General features: G+C 68.0%; 13 protein-coding genes. 6 read left to right on the plus strand and 7 right to left on the minus strand.

Annotated elements, in window-relative coordinates; translation table 11 throughout:
* Window positions 1-80 precede the first annotated feature (80 nt).
* Together FV220_RS10270 and FV220_RS10275 are read left to right on the plus strand one after the other, a co-directional pair.
* Entirely contained in the window at window positions 81-1,043 is a 963-nt protein-coding gene (locus tag FV220_RS10270; RefSeq protein ID WP_018045366.1) for an acetyl-CoA carboxylase carboxyltransferase subunit alpha, read from the plus strand.
* Window positions 1,044-1,421: 378 nt separating this feature from the next.
* Complete coding sequence (locus FV220_RS10275) at window positions 1,422-2,978, plus strand: murein L,D-transpeptidase family protein (protein ID WP_238254022.1); 1,557 nt, start codon at window positions 1,422-1,424, stop codon at window positions 2,976-2,978.
* Between the two features lie 287 nt (window positions 2,979-3,265).
* Here the strand turns inward: FV220_RS10275 and FV220_RS10280 are convergent, their stop codons facing one another.
* The 3 genes from FV220_RS10280 to FV220_RS10290 form a co-directional block, all read right to left on the minus strand.
* Window positions 3,266-3,511 carry a hypothetical protein gene (locus FV220_RS10280; protein WP_018045368.1) on the minus strand — a complete coding sequence of 82 codons (246 nt, stop codon included), beginning with the start codon at window positions 3,509-3,511 and terminating at the stop codon, window positions 3,266-3,268.
* A 131-nt stretch (window positions 3,512-3,642) separates the two neighbouring features.
* Window positions 3,643-4,359, minus strand: a complete 717-nt coding sequence (locus FV220_RS10285; protein ID WP_026176203.1) for a PhoH family protein — start codon at window positions 4,357-4,359, stop codon at window positions 3,643-3,645.
* Between the two features lie 437 nt (window positions 4,360-4,796).
* On the minus strand, window positions 4,797-7,202 hold the full coding sequence (locus FV220_RS10290; RefSeq protein ID WP_056139864.1) for a UvrD-helicase domain-containing protein: 2,406 nt from the start codon (window positions 7,200-7,202) through the stop codon (window positions 4,797-4,799).
* Between the two features lie 141 nt (window positions 7,203-7,343).
* Between FV220_RS10290 and FV220_RS10295 the strand changes: the two genes are divergently transcribed.
* Window positions 7,344-7,589, plus strand: a complete 246-nt coding sequence (locus FV220_RS10295) for a hypothetical protein (RefSeq protein WP_147831185.1) — start codon at window positions 7,344-7,346, stop codon at window positions 7,587-7,589.
* 187 nt (window positions 7,590-7,776) lie between these two features.
* On the plus strand, window positions 7,777-11,376 hold the full coding sequence (locus tag FV220_RS10300; RefSeq protein ID WP_246689426.1) for an AsmA family protein: 3,600 nt from the start codon (window positions 7,777-7,779) through the stop codon (window positions 11,374-11,376).
* Between the two features lie 29 nt (window positions 11,377-11,405).
* Here FV220_RS10300 and FV220_RS10305 read toward each other — a convergent pair whose 3' ends face one another.
* Both FV220_RS10305 and FV220_RS10310 read right to left on the minus strand, forming a co-directional pair.
* The gene (locus FV220_RS10305; protein ID WP_147831189.1) at window positions 11,406-12,191 is read right to left on the minus strand and encodes a DUF4163 domain-containing protein; all 786 of its coding nucleotides are present in this window, start codon (window positions 12,189-12,191) and stop codon (window positions 11,406-11,408) included.
* Window positions 12,188-14,356, minus strand: a complete 2,169-nt coding sequence (locus FV220_RS10310) for a S9 family peptidase (RefSeq protein ID WP_147831191.1) — start codon at window positions 14,354-14,356, stop codon at window positions 12,188-12,190. The genes FV220_RS10305 and FV220_RS10310 overlap by 4 nt, the downstream gene beginning before the upstream one ends.
* A 505-nt stretch (window positions 14,357-14,861) precedes the next feature.
* Here FV220_RS10310 and FV220_RS10315 point away from each other — a divergent pair.
* Both FV220_RS10315 and FV220_RS10320 read left to right on the plus strand, forming a co-directional pair.
* On the plus strand, window positions 14,862-15,296 hold the full coding sequence (locus FV220_RS10315) for a MucR family transcriptional regulator (RefSeq protein WP_018045375.1): 435 nt from the start codon (window positions 14,862-14,864) through the stop codon (window positions 15,294-15,296).
* Window positions 15,297-15,477: 181 nt separating this feature from the next.
* Window positions 15,478-16,299, plus strand: coding sequence for a DUF6456 domain-containing protein (locus tag FV220_RS10320; protein WP_187273381.1), 822 nt, complete (start codon window positions 15,478-15,480; stop codon window positions 16,297-16,299).
* A gap of 15 nt (window positions 16,300-16,314) precedes the next feature.
* Here the strand turns inward: FV220_RS10320 and FV220_RS10325 are convergent, their stop codons facing one another.
* Together FV220_RS10325 and FV220_RS10330 are read right to left on the minus strand one after the other, a co-directional pair.
* Window positions 16,315-16,737, minus strand: coding sequence for a SufE family protein (locus FV220_RS10325; RefSeq protein WP_018045377.1), 423 nt, complete (start codon window positions 16,735-16,737; stop codon window positions 16,315-16,317).
* A 102-nt stretch (window positions 16,738-16,839) separates the two neighbouring features.
* Complete coding sequence (locus FV220_RS10330) at window positions 16,840-17,880, minus strand: PAS domain S-box protein (RefSeq protein ID WP_056139851.1); 1,041 nt, start codon at window positions 17,878-17,880, stop codon at window positions 16,840-16,842.

Raw genomic sequence — 17,880 nt, forward strand, 5'->3', positions numbered from 1 at the left:
GCCCCGAACGCCTCCCGCCGCCGTCATGTCCGGCACGGCCCGACGGCGCGCCGACGGCGACGAACAAGGATCTCTGACCGATGTCGGTGACGCGCTCCTATCTCGATTTCGAGAAGCCGGTGGCCGAGCTCGAATCCAAGCTGGAGGAGCTGAGGACCCTGGCCTCCCGCGACGGCGCAGTCTCCATCAGCGAGGAAGTCGGCCGCCTGGAAGCCAAGGCGGCGTCCGCCCTCTCCGATATCTACGCCACCCTGACGCCCTGGCAGAAGACGCAGGTGGCGCGCCATCCGCAGCGGCCGCACTTCATCGATTACTGCGCCGGCCTGATCACCGAGTTCACGCCCCTGGCCGGTGACCGCCATTACGGAGAGGACCAGGCCATCGTCGCCGGCTTCGGCCGTTTCGAGGGCCGCGCCGTCTGCGTGCTCGGCCAGGAGAAAGGCTCCACCACCGAGAGCCGCCTGCGCCACAATTTCGGAATGGCCAAGCCCGAAGGCTACCGCAAGGCGGTGCGGCTGATGGAGATGGCCGATCGGTTCGGCCTTCCCGTCCTCGCCTTCGTCGATACGGCCGGTGCCTTTCCCGGCATCGAGGCGGAAGAGCGCGGCCAGGCCGAGGCCATTGCCCGCTCCACCGAAACCTGCCTCGGACTCGGCGTGCCCAACGTCGCCGTGGTCATCGGCGAAGGCGGTTCGGGCGGCGCCATCGCGCTCGCCACCGCCAACCGCGTCCTCATGCTGGAACACGCGATCTACGGCGTGATCTCGCCGGAGGGCGCGGCCTCGATCCTCTGGCGCGATCAGGGCCGGGCGGCGGATGCGGCCACCGCCATGAAGATCACGGCCCAGGATCTTCTGCGTCTCGGGATCATCGACGGCATCATCCCGGAGGCCACCGGCGGCGCTCATCGCGGGCGCGATGCGGCGATCGCCAATACGGGCAAGGCCGTGGCCAAGGCGCTGGCCGAATTCGACGGTCTGAGCCCCGACGAGATCCGCGACCGCCGGGCGGCGAAGTTCCTCGATATCGGCCGCAAACTGTAAGCCGGTTATCTATGCGTCGTTTTGGCGCATCGGGTTCAAGGAACCGATAAGGGTTTCGTTAAACCCCGCTTCTTCCTCCCGTTCGGAGCTCGCCGCTCTGGGCGGCACGCCTGTACGCGCTCCGCGCTGGGACCGGAAATACCAGTGGAATCAAGTCGATTGCCATCGGGACGGTGCCCCTGACCGTCGAGGCCGACCGACACTTTGCGGCAATGTGGTGCCCACACCAAGGAAGCCACCGAAATCCACATCTCGCCACGCCGGCCATTTGCGTCTTCTTGCGGTAACAACCGGGTAAGTTTAACGACGCTATTGGGTTGGGGAGTGGCGTTCGACGGGCGAGATCCCGCGAGCGCATGTATGAGGACGGGGTTCCCCATGGCTTTGCGCCCGCTGGCTCTACGCTTGGCTACGGCTGCCGGTGTCGTTGCGCTCGCTCTCTCCCTCACCGCTTGCCAGGATGGCTCGATGGGTGGCGGCGTGCCGTTGCGCGCCCTCACGCCCGTCCCGGCCAAGACCCTGGCGCTGATGGCCCAGAAGGGCATGTCCGCCAACGACCCCATCCTGATCCGCGCCTACAAGAAGGAAGCGGAGATGGAAGTGTGGAAGCGCGGCACGAACGGCCAGTACGCGCTCCTCAAGACCTTCCCGATCTGCCGCTGGTCGGGTCAGCTCGGCCCCAAGACCAAGCAGGGCGACCGGCAGGCCCCCGAGGGATTCTACACGGTGACGCCGGGGCAGATGAACCCGAACTCGTCCTATTACCTCTCCTTCGATACCGGCTACCCGAACAATTACGACCGAGCCAACGGCCGGACGGGCAATTACATCATGGTGCACGGCACCTGCTCGTCCTCGGGCTGTTTCGCCATGACCGACGAGTCCATGGGCGAGCTCTACGCCCTGGCACGCGATTCCTTCGCCGGCGGGCAGCGCGCGTTCCAGTTCCAGTCCTATCCGTTCCGGATGACGGCGCAGAACTTCGCCAAGTATCGCAACGACCCGAACGCGCCGTTCTGGAAGAACCTGAAGGAAGGCTCGGATTATTTCGAGGCCCTGCGCGAGGAGCCGCGCGTGAACGTCTGCGGCACGCGCTACGTCTTCGGCGGCCAGGACGTGGCCGCCGGCTCGTGCTCGCCGAAGGTGGACACGCTCGTCGCCGAGAAGCGGGCGAAGGACAACCACGACATCGCCGAACTCGTCGCCAAGGGCACGCCGGCGACCAGGGTCGTCTATGACGACGGCGGCCAGAACCCGGTCTTCCGTCCCCAGGCTCCCGCCTCGACCTTGGCCTTCGCCAACCTGACGAAGAAGGACGAGCCGGAGGCGCCCTACGACCCCAAGGAATACGCCCGCCACCATCTCGGCGAAGTGAGCCGGCCCGAGAGCCTGGCTGCCGGCGAGCGCGAGGTCGAGGTGGATGCCAAGGGACGTCCGGTGATGCTGGCCGCCGCCGAGGCTCCGATCCCGACCAAGGCCGCCGCGGCGGCCCTCAAGGCGGGTTCCGACAAGACCAAGCCCGGCAGCGTCGTCGCCAAGACGAACGCGGCACCCGAACCGCTGAAGCCCGCGACGCCTGCGCGCATCATGGTGGCCGATGCCGATGTGGATTCGCCCTCTTACACGAAGGTTCTGGGCAGTCTCCTCACCGGCAAGGCTTCGCCGACCCCTGCAGCCGACGCCGCCACGATCCCGGCCGCCGCCGCTGCCCCGGAGACGATCCAGCCGGCGCCGAAATCCGGCAAGGCCACCCATACCGCCCATGCGATCACGGTGCCGACGGTGACCGGCGCCGTCGGGCAGAAGGCCAAGGTGGCAGCCGAGCCCGCCAAGGCCGGAAAGCCGCCAGCGGCCAAGGCCGTTCCCGCCAAGGAGGCCACGGCCAAGGACGGTTTGGTGAAGGATGGTGCCGCGAAGGCGACGCCGAAGCTCTGAGGCTCGGTTTGGCCGAATAGACGCGTCGCAACTTTACCGGCGGGATCCCGGATCGGGTTCCGCTAGCGCCCCACTCCCCGGGGAACGGAGCCGGGATCGAACTCTCCCGCCGTCCTCACGCCAACGCCCCTTTCCCGGAGGCCCGCAGGGCCAGCGAAGGGTCTTGCGAGACCCAGCGGGGGACGGGCCGCGAGCGGCGAGATCGTCCGATTCGATGAACCAGGAAATTCGATAGGCCAAAAAAAGGGCCCCTCAGGGCCCTTTCGTCGTTCGGATCGCTGCTGCGATCACATGCGGTGCATGCGACGGTGATGCATCATCCGGTGACGCATGTGGTTACGGTGCATGCGCATGTGGTGACGACGGTGCATGCGGCGATGCATCCGGTGCTCCCCACGGTGCATGCGCACGGGGGTGACGGTCTCGGAGGACGTCACGCCCATCGGGGCGCCGGGAGCGGCCGAAGCGCTTGTCGCGAGGGCGCCAGCGCCGAGGCTTCCGACCATGGCAAGCGCGAAGATCAATTTTTTCATCGGGCGTTTCCGTTCTCTTTCACCCGAGCGCGGCGCTCGGATTAATCTCCCCCGCTCGCGCCGGAGAGATGATTGCCGCACGCCGAGACGTGCGGCGGGTCCGGTTCGACCCGCCGCTGATAACACTCAAGTCAGAGTTTCGTTTCCTCGAAAGCCCGAACCCATTCGGCGCAGATGCCCGAACGGACGATGTCGTCGAGGGTGAATTCGACGATGGGAACCTGCATCATGCGGCTTTTCACGAGGTGGATCACGGTCCTGAGGCCCGACGTCTCGCGCAGGTCGGTCTGGGACACGTCGCCGTTGATGATGACCTGGCAATCGTCGCCGATGCGGGTCAGGAACATCTTGATCTCGGCGGTGGTGGTGTTCTGCGCCTCATCCAGGATTACGAGGCAGTTCTTGAAGGTGCGTCCGCGCATCACCTCGAAGGGGACCACCTCGATGTCGCCGGTCTTCATGGCGATCTCGTAGGCGGCGTCGCCCATGCGCTCCTTCATGGTCTCGGTCAGCGGCGTGACCCAGGGCGCGATCTTTTCTTCCAAGCTGCCGGGAAAGAAGCCCAGAGAGCGGCCCGATGGCACGTTGGGACGGGTGATGATGACCTTGGCGATGCGGCGCTGGCGGAGCTGATCCGCGGCGCGGGTTCCGGCGATGTAGGTCTTGCCGGTGCCGGCCGGTCCGAGGACGATGACCTGCTTGCTGACGGCGAGGGCATCCAGGTACTCGGCCTGTCGGACGGTGAGAGGCTGGATAGGGCCTAAATTACGCTCGTCGTCGAACCGGGTGCGGTGCAGCCGCACCGGGCGGTCTTCTACCAGCTCAAGTCGTGTGCGCCGTCTTTTCATCGATCAACACTCCAACTGGACTTGCCAACTAGGGTTCAACTGATCTTCGACCTGCCTAAGCGCCCTGCCCTCGATAAGATTTGTTACACTATCTCTGACAATCGTTAACGAAAGAATTCGACGGCAGGTCTTTTAGTTCCAGATGTCGCCCCACGACCTGTGGACGACTTGGCCTATGAGTGACGGGCTCCCGGTGCGGCAAGCCACGAATCACCTACGCACACACCATGCCGCTCCGGTGGCGACAGGGGCATGACGGCACGAAATCCCGGACGTGTGTCCGAGTTTCGCTTCGGAAACGCGCAGATGAGGGAGAGTTTCAGTTTTCGACAGGTGAGATGGTGGTACGACGAAGCATCCATCTCGACCACGGCCCTTCACGAGGGGCGAAACCGGCCGGGTCCGCACGACGTGTCGCATGCGGGCGGCGGGGTGCTTCACCCTGGCTGGATGAAGCTGTCGAGAACCATCTTGCGGCCGGCCTTATCGAAGTCAACCGTCAGCTTGTTGCCGTCGACGGCCGCCACGTTGCCGGGGCCGAACTTAGTGTGGAAGACTCGCATACCATCCGAAAACGCGGATGGCGCACCCGTCGACTTCGCCACGAGCTCGCCTTCGATCTGGCGCGGTCCGCCGTTGCTCCGGCCGGGCGAGGACGATCTTCCGAAACCTTGCCCACCCCCGCCTCCGAACCCCTGGTTTCCCGCGGTGTTGGCCTGCGCCCGCTGCCAGCCCGGCGTCCCGTAGGACGAGCCGAATGGCGCCGGGTTCCGGTCGAAGCGCGAGGCACCGGCGGAGAAATGCGCGGGGGCGTCGACCACGTCGACGGCGTCGGCGGGCAACTCGTCGATGAAGCGGCTCGGCACCGTGGAGGACCACAGGCCGTGGATGCGCCGGTTGACGGCAAAGGACAGCTTGGCGCGCTTGCGCGCGCGGGTCAGGCCCACATGGGCGAGGCGGCGCTCCTCCTCCAGCCCGGCCCGGCCGCTCTCGTCGAGCGCCCTCTGGTTCGGGAACAGGCCGTCCTCCCAGCCGGGCAGGAACACCGTGTCGAATTCGAGCCCCTTGGCGGCATGCAGCGTCATCAGCGAGACCCGGTCCGCCCCCTCCTGCTCGCTCGCCTCCATCACCAGGGAGACGTGTTCGAGGAAGGCCGCCATGTCGGGGAATTCCTCCATGGAGCGCACGAACTCCTTGAGGTTTTCGAGACGCCCGGCGGCATCGGCGGATTTGTCCTTCTGCCACATCTCGGTGTAGCCGGATTCCTCCAGGACGGTCTGGGCCACCTCGGAATGGGGCTGGGTGCCGACCATCCGCGCCCACCGCGAAAAACTCTCCACCAGGGCGCGGACGCCGGAGCGGGCGCGGGGCTTCAGCTCGTCGGTCTCGATCAGGCTGCGCGCCGCCTGGAGCAGCGGCACGCGCTGCGAGCGGGAATAACCGTGCAGGATCTGCAGGGTGGCGTCGCCCAGGCCCCGCTTCGGTGTATTGAAGATTCGCTCGAAGGCGAGGTCGTCGGCCGGGTTCATGGTGACGCGCAGATAGGCCAGGGCATCGCGGATCTCGGCGCGCTCGTAGAAGCGCGGGCCGCCGATGACGCGATACGGCAGGCCGAGCTGGACGAACCGGTCCTCGATCTCGCGCATCTGAGCCGAGATGCGCACCAGCACGGCGATCTCGGAGAGCGGATGCTGCTTGGCCTGCAGGCTCTCGATGGATTCGCCGAGCTGGCGCGCCTCTTCCTCCGAATCCCAGGCGCCGGACACCGTCACTTTCTCGCCGGCGACGTCCTCGGTACGAAGGGTCTTGCCGAGGCGGCCCTCGTTCCTGGCGATGAGCCCCGAGGCGGCGGCGAGGATGTGGCCGGTGGAGCGGTAGTTGCGCTCCAGCCTCACCACGATCGCGCCGGGGAAATCGTGCTCGAAGCGTAGGATGTTGTCGACTTCCGCCCCGCGCCAGCCATAGATCGACTGGTCGTCGTCGCCGACGCAGGCCACGTTGCGGTGGCCCTGGGCCAGAAGGCGCAGCCAGAGATACTGGGCGACGTTGGTGTCCTGGTACTCGTCCACCAGGATGTAGCGGAAACGCTGCTGGTAATTGGCCAGCACGTCCGGGTTCTCGCGCCACAGCTTCAGGCAGAGCAGCAGGAGATCGCCGAAATCAGCGGCGTTCAGGGTCAGGAGCCGGGCCTGATAGGCGGTGTAGAGGGCGCCGCCCTTGCCGAACGCAAAGGCGCTCGCTTCGCCGGGGGGTACCTGCTCGGGCAGGAGCCCGCGGTTCTTCCACCCGTCGATGGCCGAGGACAGGGCGCGGGCGGGCCAGCGCTTCTCGTCGATGTTCTGGTCGACGATGACCTGCTTCATCAGGCGAAGCTGGTCGTCCATCCCCAGGATCGTGAAGTCGGATTTCAGCCCCACCATCTCGGCGTGCCGGCGCAGGATCTTGGTGCCGATGGAATGGAACGTGCCGAGCCAGGGCATCCCCTCCCCGGCCGGGCCGATGAGGGAACCGATCCGGTGCTTCATCTCGCGGGCGGCCTTGTTGGTGAAGGTCACCGACAGGATGTCGAAAGGCCGCGCCTTACCGGTCGAGACCAGATGGGCGATTCGCGTGGTGAGCACCCGCGTCTTGCCGGTGCCCGCGCCCGCGAGGACGAGGACCGGCCCTTCGGTCGTCTCGACGGCGCGGCGCTGCTCGGGGTTCAGCCCTTCGAGATAGGGGGAGCCCTGCGGCCTGAGGGAGGCCATGGCGCGGGCGGCGATGGAGCTCTGCGCGGCCTCGGCCGCCACGCCGGAGGCCGGCGCCGGCACGGACGCCGCCGCTGCGTCGGGATGCTGTTTCATGCTGCCTCCCTGGACCAAAACGCGAACGGCGTCGAGGGTCGGGACAACGGGGCCGCCCCGCCCTCGCCCGCAAACGGAACTCCGGCTTCATGTCGGGCGTCGTCTCACCATATCCCGGCCGTCATCACAGAAGGCTCCGCCATGCGCACGCGTTCCTTGTCCGTCCTCTCCCTCGCGGCCCTGGCTGCCGGTCTCGCTCCGGCCATGGCCCAGTCGCCCGGCACGCGGACGCTGAACGAGACCAACGACCGTCTTGCCCGACAGAGCGAGATTCGCGGCGTCCGGCACCAGCAGCAGTTCGAGAACAACCAGATCCGCATGCAGATGCAGCGCAACGAGATCACCCGTCCGGCGCCGATCGGCCCCGGCATCGCCCCGCGCCGCTGATCGGACCGGTCAAGGGTGAAGCCCGGCACCTGTTGACCGCGGGGTTCGACCCTGGCGCGCATCCGGGATCGGTGTGCTATGCCGCATGGGGTGGGGGCACGAACCGGGCATGACGTCCGGTTGAGACCACGTGCCCGCCCCATGGCAGGCCCCGAGACCGGGCCGGAGCGAGGCGGAAACCAAGACGGTGCGAGACATCCTGACCGCGCTGGCGGGCGCCGTCATCCTGATCCTCGTCGCGGCCCTCGCGGTCCCGCCCCTCGTGGCCTGGGAAAGCTACCGCACGCTGGTGGACCGGGCGATCGGGCGATCCCTCGGCCTCGACGCACGGACCGAAGGGCGGATCGGCGTCAGGCTCCTTCCCTCGCCGCGCTTGAGCGTCGATCGGCTCCGCATCGGCGGACAGGCCGACAAGCCGGCCCTCGACCTCCAGTCCGTCGCGGCCGAGATCGGCCTCACGCCGCTGCTGACGGGAGACATCCGCTTCACCGAGACGCGGATCGGCCGGGCCGAGATCAAGCTTCCGATCAGCGACGACGACGCGATCCGCCTGCCCGCCGACCTCTACCGGACCCTCGCCGACCAAGACTTGGCCATCGAGGACCTGACGATCGGGCAGGTCGTGCTGACGACCCTCGTGCCGCAGAGCGGCCGCACCGATCAGGTCCGGGCCGAGGCGGTGCATCTCTCCGCGCCCCGGCTGCTCGGACCCTGGCGGATCGAGGGGATGAGCGGCGCGGTCGCCTTCCGGGTCGCCACCGGCGAGCCCGCGGAGGACGGCAGCGTCGCGGTGAAGATCTCGGGCGGCGGCGACACCCATCCGCGTTTCGAGGCCGATGCCCGCATCCGCCTCGACCCGATGGCGGGCGAGCCGGAGGCGACCGGGGACGCCCCGCGGGCGATGATCCCGAAGGCGGAAGGCACGGCACGGGTCGTGGTCGGGCCGCCGGTCCAGGTGGCGGGCGCCTACCTGCCGTTCTCGCTGGGCGGGACGTTCAAGGCCCGCGGCCCCATCGTGCGCTTCTCCGACGTGAAGGCCGAGATCGACCCCGGCGGTCAGCCCATGCGCCTCGCCGGCACCGGGCGGATCGACCTGCGGGCCTGGAGGGCGGCACTGACCCTGGAGACGCGCCGCCTGGACCTCGACGCCTTCCTGATCTCCACGGGAGGACAGGCCCTCCTGGCGCGCGGGATGCCGCGCGCGAATTCCGAGTTGCCGATGATGGTCGATCTCGATCTCGGCATCGAGAGCGTCGCCCTCGGTCTCGACGATTGGACCAAGCTTCAACTCTCCGGCACGTTCGACCGGACGGGGGGGCTCGCCCTCCGGCGCTTCTCGGTGACGGCACCGGGCGAGGCCGCCCTCACCGCCTCCGGTGAGCTCGATACGCAGCCTGCCCTCCGGTTCACGGGCAACGTTTCCCTCGACGCCGCCGCATCGGACGGGTTCGGACGGTACCTGCGCAAGTTCGGCCTCGGCGGCCCGGCCGTCGCGGTGATGGACGGGCGCCAGATCCAGGCATCCGCGGACCTCTCGACGGCGAGCCCGTCGCTGTCGCTGCGCAACCTGCGGCTCTCCCTCGGCGAGGCGCGGATCACCGGCAACGCCCGCTACACCCAGGCGGAGGCGGGCGGGCGCGGCCGCTTCGACGCGCAGCTCTCGGCGCAGGGCATCGACATCGCGGCCCTGCCCTCCTTCGGCAGTGCCCTGTCCGGCCTCCACGACCACGATATCGGCCTGACGATCCAGGCGAGGGACGTGCGCTACGGGCCGGCCGGAGCGCGTTCGGGCAACGGGACCATCGCCGCGAGCATCCAATCGGACGGAGCGAGCCTCAATGTCGGCAGCCTCGACGTCACGGATGTGGCCGGCGCCAACGCCAAGCTCTCCGGCCGCATCGCCCCTGACGGGTCCGGCCGCATCGCAGGCCGGATGTGGGCGCCGGTGGCCGCCCCCCTCATCGCCCTCCTCGACAGGACCTGGATCGCCGAGGCCCGGATGATCCCCGGCTTCCTCCGGGCCGGTGCCCTCGATCTCGCCGTGACCCTGGAGCGCGAGGCCGGTGACGCCGACACCCTGCGCACCAGCGCCGACGGGACCGCGGCGGGCGGCAGCCTCGACCTCGACCTGCTGTCACGAAGCGGCCGCATCGACAGCCTCTCCCTTGGATTGACCACCCCGCTCGCCGGGCGCTGGTTCGAACGCGAGGACATGCTGGCCCTGCGCAAGCCCGCCGCCCTGCGCATCACCGGGACACGCGGACAGGCCGGAGCCGATGGCGCGGTTCCGCCCCTCGGCCTCGACATCTCCGGCACCATCGCCGACCTCACCCTCTCGACGGTGAAGCCGGTCGTGCCCGGTCCGGGGCAGGCCCCGCCGGAGGCCGGCGAGATCCAGGTCAAGACACCCGACATCGCGCCCTTCCTCCTCCTCGCCGGCAGCACCTCCGCCCTGCCCTCGCCGCTACCGGCGGACTTGCTGGTGGGGTTGTCGCGGGCGGGGCGGGATGCCCATGCGGATGTGGCCGGGCGGATCGCCGGGGCCACGATCCTCGCCAACGTCAACCGGTCGCCAGCGGGCGACATCTTCGGCAGCGTGGCGCTGGGGCGGCTGTCGTTGCCCTGGCTCGCCGCGGCCCTGGTGATTCCCCCGGAGGGTAAGAAGCAAGAGGCCGGGGACGGCGCTCGGTTCGGGGCCCCGACCGCGGACCGGCCGCCCATCGACCTCGACGTGCGGGTGGACGCGCTCGAACTCGGCCGACGCTTCACCGCAGAGGGCGCGGCCTTCGGTGCCCGTCTCGACAACCGCGTCCTCTCGATCCGCGACCTCAGCGGCCGCCTCGCCGGGGGCCGTCTCATGGGGACCGTCACGCTGTCCCGGCAGGGCGGAGCGGCGGCGCTCACCGGGGAAGGGAGCCTGAGCGACGCTTCCATCGCCGATCTCGTCGGTCCGGGGCCGATCTCCGGCCGCGCCAGCGCGACCCTGCGGTTCGGTGCCTCGGGCCAGAGCGTCGTGAACATGGCGAACAATCTCGGCGGCAGCGGCGATATCGCCCTGACCGATCTCGTGCTGCCCGGCGGCGATCCGGGCGGGATCGAGCGCGCCCTGGTGAAAGCCCTCGCAGAGGACGATCCGCTTCGGGACGGACGGCTCCAGTCCCTCGTCGCCGAGGAACTCGCCGCCGCGCCGATGGCGGTGAAGGGGACCGTGAAGGCGCCCGCGACCCTCTCCGGCGGGTCGCTCCGCGCGGCCCCCCTCGCCTTCGATCTCGGTGGACCGCGCTGGGCCGGCACCCTCGCCATCGACCTGAATACCGGGCGGTTCGATGCGCGCGGGACATTGACGGGAGGCGGATCGCCGAAGGGCTGGACGGGCGGGGTTCCGGCGGTGCAGCTCGCCTATTCCGGCCCGCTGAGCAAACCCGAGCGCAGCGTCGATGCCGGCCCGCTGACCAACGGCCTCGCCGCCGTGGTCCTCCAGCGCGAGCTCGACAAGATCGAGCTGTTCGAGGCGGATCAGATCGAGCGCCAGCGGCGTCGCGCACGGATCGAGATGGACAGGGCCCGCGCCGCCGCCATCAAGGCGGCGGCCGACAAGGCCGCAGCGGAGAAAGCCGCGGCCGAGAAAGCGGCGGCCGAGAAGGCGGCCGCCGAGGAAGCCGCTCGTCAGGCGCGCATCCGCGCCCTGGCACCGAGCCTGGAGGATGCCGCGCGCCGTGCCGCCGACGGGCTGCCGGTGCTGGAGGTTCCAGGCCGGGCCGTCGATCCGACCGCGCCGCAGCCCTGATGACGACCGGCTTCGAGGCGTTAAGACGATCAGGGAGCCGGCCGCGCGGCCCGGGCGGCGGTGATCGCATCGGTGAGCACCGGATTGGCGCCCTCGGCCGTGAGGGTCGCCACCGGAACGACCACAACGTCGGCGCAGGCCTGGACCACGTGGGCGAGGTCGAACTGCACCGCGAGGCCGCCCGCCTTCGCATCGGGCCAGACGGTCATGGCCGGAGGCTCGTCGCCATTCGGCATGGCGACCGCCTCGCGGCACTCGTCGTCATCGGCATCCGCCTTCGCCTGGCCGGTCCTGGGGCGATAAGCCTCGAGGTAGAGGTCGAAGAGCCGCTTGGAGGACAGGGACACCATCCTGCTTCCATCCATCTCGGTCTGGAGCGCCACCTTGCCGGTGAGGGCGGGCGGAAGCAGCGCGGTCCAATCGACGGGAGCACCGGAGACGAGGTCGTAGACGATCGCCGAGGTGCCGGTATTGGGATGTGCGCCGCCGCAGAAGGCGCTGTCCGTCATCGTGTAGCTGAGGAAGCGGGGGCCCCGCATGGTCACCTCGATGTGCCGGCCGTAATCGGCATGTTTGCCTCCCTCCGCCAGACACTCGGCGGCGGCTTTCCGCACCGCTCCGTCGAGGCGCTGCACGGCGGCGTTGATCCGCCGTTCCGCGTCGTCGACGGGGTTGGCGATCCGCGGCATCGCCGGCAGATCCTTGGCGAGATCGGGGGGGACCTGGAGGGACACCGCCCTGTCCGCCGCCGCGCCCGGGCTTAAGGTCGCCAGCAGACACGCGGCGGCGGTTGCGGTGCGGGCGAAGGCCGTCACGATTGCGGCCCCTCGCCGGCTCCGGCCCGGCCCACTGCCCGCAGGGCGAAGGCATAGATCAAGGCCACCTCCTCCAGCCGGTCGAATCGTCCCGCCGCCCCGCCATGGCCGGCTTCCATGTTGATCCGCATCAGGACGGGGCCGCCGCCGGTCATCGTGGCGCGCAGACGCGCCACCCATTTCGCCGGCTCCCAATAGGTCACGCGCGGGTCGGTGAGGCCGCCGAGCGCGAGGATTGCCGGGTAGTTCTGGGCCGAGACGTTGTCGTAGGGCGAGTAGGACAGAATGGTCTCGAAATCCTCTTCACTCGCGCCCGGATTTCCCCATTCCGGCCATTCCGGCGGGGTCAGGGGCAGGTCGCCGTCGAGCATGGTGTTGAGCACGTCGACGAAGGGCACGTCGGCGACGATCCCCGCGAAGAGCTCCGGCGCGAGGTTGGCCACCGCCCCCATGAGCATCCCGCCGGCCGACCCGCCATGGGCGACGATGCGGCCGGGCGTGGTGTATCCGGCCTCCGCCAGGGCACGTCCGCAGGCGACGAAATCGGTGAAGGTGTTGGGCTTCTTGCCCCGCTTGCCGTCCATGTACCAGTGCCAGCCCTTCTCGGTGCCGCCGCGGACATGGGCGATGGCGTAGACGAAGCCGCGATCCACCAGCGACAGCTGGTTGGTGCGGAACGCGGCCGGCATCATCGTGCCGTAGGACCCGTAGCCATAGAGCAGCAGCGGAGCCGAGCCGTCGAGGACGAGGTCGCGGCGGTGGAGGAGCGAGATCGGCACGCTCTCCCCATCCGGGGCCGTGGCGAAGATCCGGCGCGTCACATAGGCGGCGGCATCGTGCCCGCTCGGGATCGTCTGGCGCTTGCGCAACTGCCGCGCGCGGGTCGTGCAATCGTAATCGTAGGTCTCGGCCGGCGTCGTCATCGACGAGTAGGTGAAGCGGATCACCGCCGTCTCGAACTCGTGCCCCGGCTGGAGGCCGAGGGAATAAGCCTCCTCGGCGAAGGCCACCACGTGCTCGTTGCCCTGCGTGTCGCGGACGACGATGCGGGGCCGCGCATTCTCGATCTCGAGGCGCACGAGGTGCTGGGCGATGACGTGCTGGTGGCGGATCATCACGCCGCGCCGGTGCGGGATGAGGTCGTTCCAATGGGCGCGGCCCGACGCGCCGATGCGGGTGGTGACGATCTTGAAGTCTTCCGCCCCGTCCGCATTGGTCAGGATGAAAAGGTGGTTCCCCCAATTCTCCACGGAGTAGATCAGCAGCGGCTCCCGCGGCTGAACGCATAGCAGGGTTGCGTCCGGCGACTTGCGGTCGAGGAGATGCACTTCGGAGGTTTCATGGTCGCTCGCCGTGATGGTGAGGTAATCGCGCGATTGCGTCGTCTCGATATGGACGAAGAATCCGGAATCTCGCTCTTCGTAGAGCAACGTATCGGCGGCCTGCTCTGTGCCCAACACGTGATGCATGACGCGGGCGGGACGATGGTTCTCGTCCACGGCCACATAGTGGAACGACAGCCCGTCGGCGGACCAGACCACCTCGCCGGTGGTCGCCTCTATACTATCCGGGAGATCCTGCCCGGTGCCGAGGTCGCGGACACGGATGGTGTGGAGCTCGGACCCCTTGGAATCGGCGCTCCAGGCGAGGCGGGTGTGATCGTCCGCGTGAACCGCCGCGGCGAGCTCGAAGAATGGCAATCCCTTGCCCTCCTCGTCACCGTCGAGAAGGATCTCCTCGCCCTCTTCCGGACCGCCCGTCCCGGCCGTCTCGGCACCCTGTCCGGGGATCACCACCACCGTGCGCGGACGGCGGCAGACGAGGGGATGCTGCCCGCCCTCGCGATGGCGGGTATAATAGGCGAAAGCGCCGTCCGGCTCGGGCACACCGCTATCGTCTTCGCGAATGCGCCCGCGCATCTCCGCGACCAAGGTCTTGCGTAAAGAAACCAGATCGCCGAGCGCCGCTTCGGTATAGGCGTTCTCGGCATCGAGATATGCCCGGATATCGGCCGGGAGGGCAGCGGGATCCTTGAGCACGTCGCGCCAGTTCTCGGCCTTCAGCCAAGAATAATTGTCGGAAATTGCTCGGCCATGCACGGTGAATGTGTGCGGGCGCACCTCGGCGACGGGTGGCTTGCTTTCCAAGTGGAAAAGATCGTCCATGGATAGACCTATAAGGTTGCCAACCACCGTCGGCTGAATAGCGTAGCGGCGACCGATCCGTTCACCGGTCGCCTTCGATGCCTGCATGTGTCCCAGCCGGAGGCCATGGGCAAGGTCGAGAGGGAAGTCTTTTCGGCGCGGTGCCGGACGGCTCGACCGACGACAGGCTTTGGCATCATGGATGCAACTGGTTCTCTATCCTTGAGAGGCCTCGTTGACAGCGCGTCGACTTAGCCTGCGTCGGTGCGAACTCACATTAAATTGAAATATCGTTCAGAACCGTTGATTCGGCGGCCCGTCATGACTGACTCCCGTCTTGCGAGATCAATGTGAATATATTAAATGGGCGAAATGGCGATTATCGTCGCCCACCATCGTAGAGCGCCACTGGATGAAGCCACGATGCCGAGAGTCCAGCTATGGATTGCCAAACTGTCCCTTGGCCCATCGCCTGCATACTCAAAAGACCCCGTCCGGCATCGTGCTAAAAGGAACTGTTTAAACAATGAGCGACATTGAGAATTCGGCCGACTTCGTGGAACTGACGGTCGATATCGTCTCGGCCTATGTGAGCAACAACCCGGTGCCGGTCGGCGAGCTCGCGCAGCTCATTACCCGCGTCCATACCTCGCTGACCCAGGTCGCGAGCGGTGAGGCCGAGGCCAAGGTCGCTTCCGCGCCGCAGCAGCCCGCCGTCCCCGTGAAGAAGTCGGTGACAGCCGATCACATCATTTGTCTCGAAGACGGGCGCGTATTCAAATCGCTCAAGCGCCACCTGCGCGCGAAGTACGACATGAGCCCGGAACAATATCGCGCGAAGTGGGGCCTCCCTTCGGATTATCCGATGGTCGCTCCGAACTACGCCAAGGCGCGTTCGGACCTCGCCAAGGCCATCGGCCTCGGCCAGACCCGCAACGGGACCTACGACGAAGCCGCGTAAGCGAAGCGGGGCCGGGCGCTGGCGAAATCTCGCCGCCCGGCCCCCCCGTCGTCGTCGACCTCGTGATTGAGACTTGCGTTAGGACTAATTTCTTATAATATCCCCGGTGCCGCGGCGATTGCCGCATCGATACGCCAGGGAACATATCATGAACAAGACCCCGAATACGGCGATCCATGGCATGGGTCGGCGATCCATGCCGGCGCGCACTCAAGCGGAACTCGGTCGCGATGCGGCCCGGCTCCTCGCGGCCCTCGACGAAGAGGGAGCCTATGCACTGCCTGATCCGCTGATGGAGGGCGAGATCATCGTGCGGAGCGGAGGTGATGGGATCTCCGTGAGCAGCGGACGCTATGGCGCGCAGGCGGGACAGGCTCTCCTCTCCTGCGATCTCGCCGAACAGGCGGCGGGACGGCGCGCCCGGCTCACCATCAGCGCCGCCGGGCGGGCGAGGATGCGGCGGGACCGGGCCGGCCGGGACACGCCCTACCTCGCCCAGCATCTCGACCTCGAAGGCAAAGGCGAGCCGACCCGGCCTGTCCGCGACGCCTCGGAAAGTCCCCTCGCCTGGATGGCACGGCGCCGCGATCGCGATGGAAGCCCTTTGATCGACGCCGCCTGTTTCGAGGCGGGCGAGCGGCTGCGCCGCGACATGACCATGGGGGCGCTGATGCCGCGCTTGGGGTCGGACTGGAGCGGGGTCAAAGTCGATGGCGGCGGCCCCCGCGATCCCTCGGCCGGGTCGGATGCCATGCTGGCGGCCCGACAGCGCGTCCGCGCGGCCCTGTCGGCGGTGGGAAGCGACCTGTCCGGATTGCTGATCGACCTGTGCGGTTTCGTGAAAGGCCTGGAGACGATCGAGGCGGAGCGCCGCTGGCCGGCACGCTCGGCCAAGGTCGTCATCCGCATCGCCTTGGCGCGGCTCGCCGAGCATTACGGGCTGGAACGGGAGGCGGTGGGTCCGAGCCGGTCGCGCCTGCGCCAGTGGCGCGAGCGGGCCTGAGGCTCGGAGGCTGTTTCAGGCCGCGAGCCGCGCCGCGTCCCGATGGATGCGCTCGGCCATGGCCCGGACCCCGTTGGAACGCTTCGACGTCAGGTGAGCGCCGAGGCCGATCTGCTTGAAGACCTGGAAGACGTCGACATCCGCGATCTCGGTCGGCGTCTTCCCGTCGTGCAGGGCCATCACCAGGGCGATCAGCCCCTTGGTGATGAAGGAATCGCTGGTACCGCGCAGGTGAAGGCGCGGCGGCGACTGCGAATGATCGACATTCGAATCGACCCAGACCTGGCTTTCGCAGCCATGGACCCGGTTCTGCTCGGTGAGCAATTCGTCCGGAAAGGGCGGCAGGGCACGGCCGAGTTCCATCAGGTACTCGAGCTGGTCCGGCCCGTCGTCGAGGATTTCGAAATTGTCGATGATCGTTGCGATGGGTGGAAGCATGGTGTCAGGCTGAACTCTCGGCGACGATCGAGCGAAGCGACGGCACTTCCTCGCCCCATCGATATAGGGAGCGGCCCGCCGTCCGGCGAGCGTCAATGTCCGCTACTCCGACGGGTGCACCAGGGCTTCGGGCAGCTGCAGTTCCATCGGATCGGCCTGCGTGCCGGTGCCGCGAACGGCGATTTCGGCCTGAGCGGCATAGGCCGCCACCAGCCGAGGACCGAGATTGGGCACGTCCGTGGCATGGGCCCCGGGCTGATCGCCGCCCGACACGATGGTGAGACGGACCGGCGCGCCGGCCTGGGCGTCGATGGTGATCGCGATCGTGCAGGAGACGGAATCGGCGGTGGCGTCGAGGCATTCGGCCACGACTTCGGCCACGATCATGCCGAGGGCGTTGGCGGTGCGTGGTTCCACGAGGCTCGTGCCGCTGCCGCCCACCGCCACGCTGATGCGGCCCGCCCGCCGCAACTGGCCGAGGCCGGAGGCGAGCCGATGAAGGTAATCGCGCAGGTCGATGGAGGCGATGTGCGGCGCTTCGTGCAGATGCTGCTGAACGAGGGCGATGGCACGAACACGCTGGCCGAGCGCCTCGAAGCTCCCGCGGCACGGCGGCGGCGCGGCGCGGCCGTAGAGACCGATCAGGCTCACCATCACCTGCAGGTTGTTGCGCACCCGGTGATAGACCTCGGCGAGAAGGGCCTCCTTCTCCACGAGGGCATGCTCGGCATGCTCCTCGGCCCGCTTGCGGTCCGTGATGTCGAAGCACGAGCCGAGATAACCCTGAAACGTGCCGTTCTCGGTGAGGGGACGGGCGTTGTTCAGGAGCCAGCGGTAGGCACCGTCGTGACGGCGCAGGCGAAACTCGATGGAGTAGGGACTGCGCGAGGCGAAGGCTTCCTGGACCAGGGCGGCATGTCGGTCGAAATCGTCCGGGTGCAGGCCACGCCGCCAGCCATGGCCGAGTTCGTCTTCGCGGCTCCGGCCGGTGAAATCGAGCCAGCACTCGTTGTGATGGACCGCCGCCCCTTCGATGTCGGAACGCCACATCATCAGGGGCACGAAATCCGCGAAGCGACGAAACTCGTCACACGGGACGGCCTCTGCGATGCTCGCCTCGGTCGACTCTGTCTCCGCGGCCAT

The organism is Methylobacterium sp. WL19 (genome assembly GCF_008040005.1).
Classification (GTDB): Bacteria; Pseudomonadota; Alphaproteobacteria; order Rhizobiales; family Beijerinckiaceae; genus Methylobacterium; species Methylobacterium bullatum.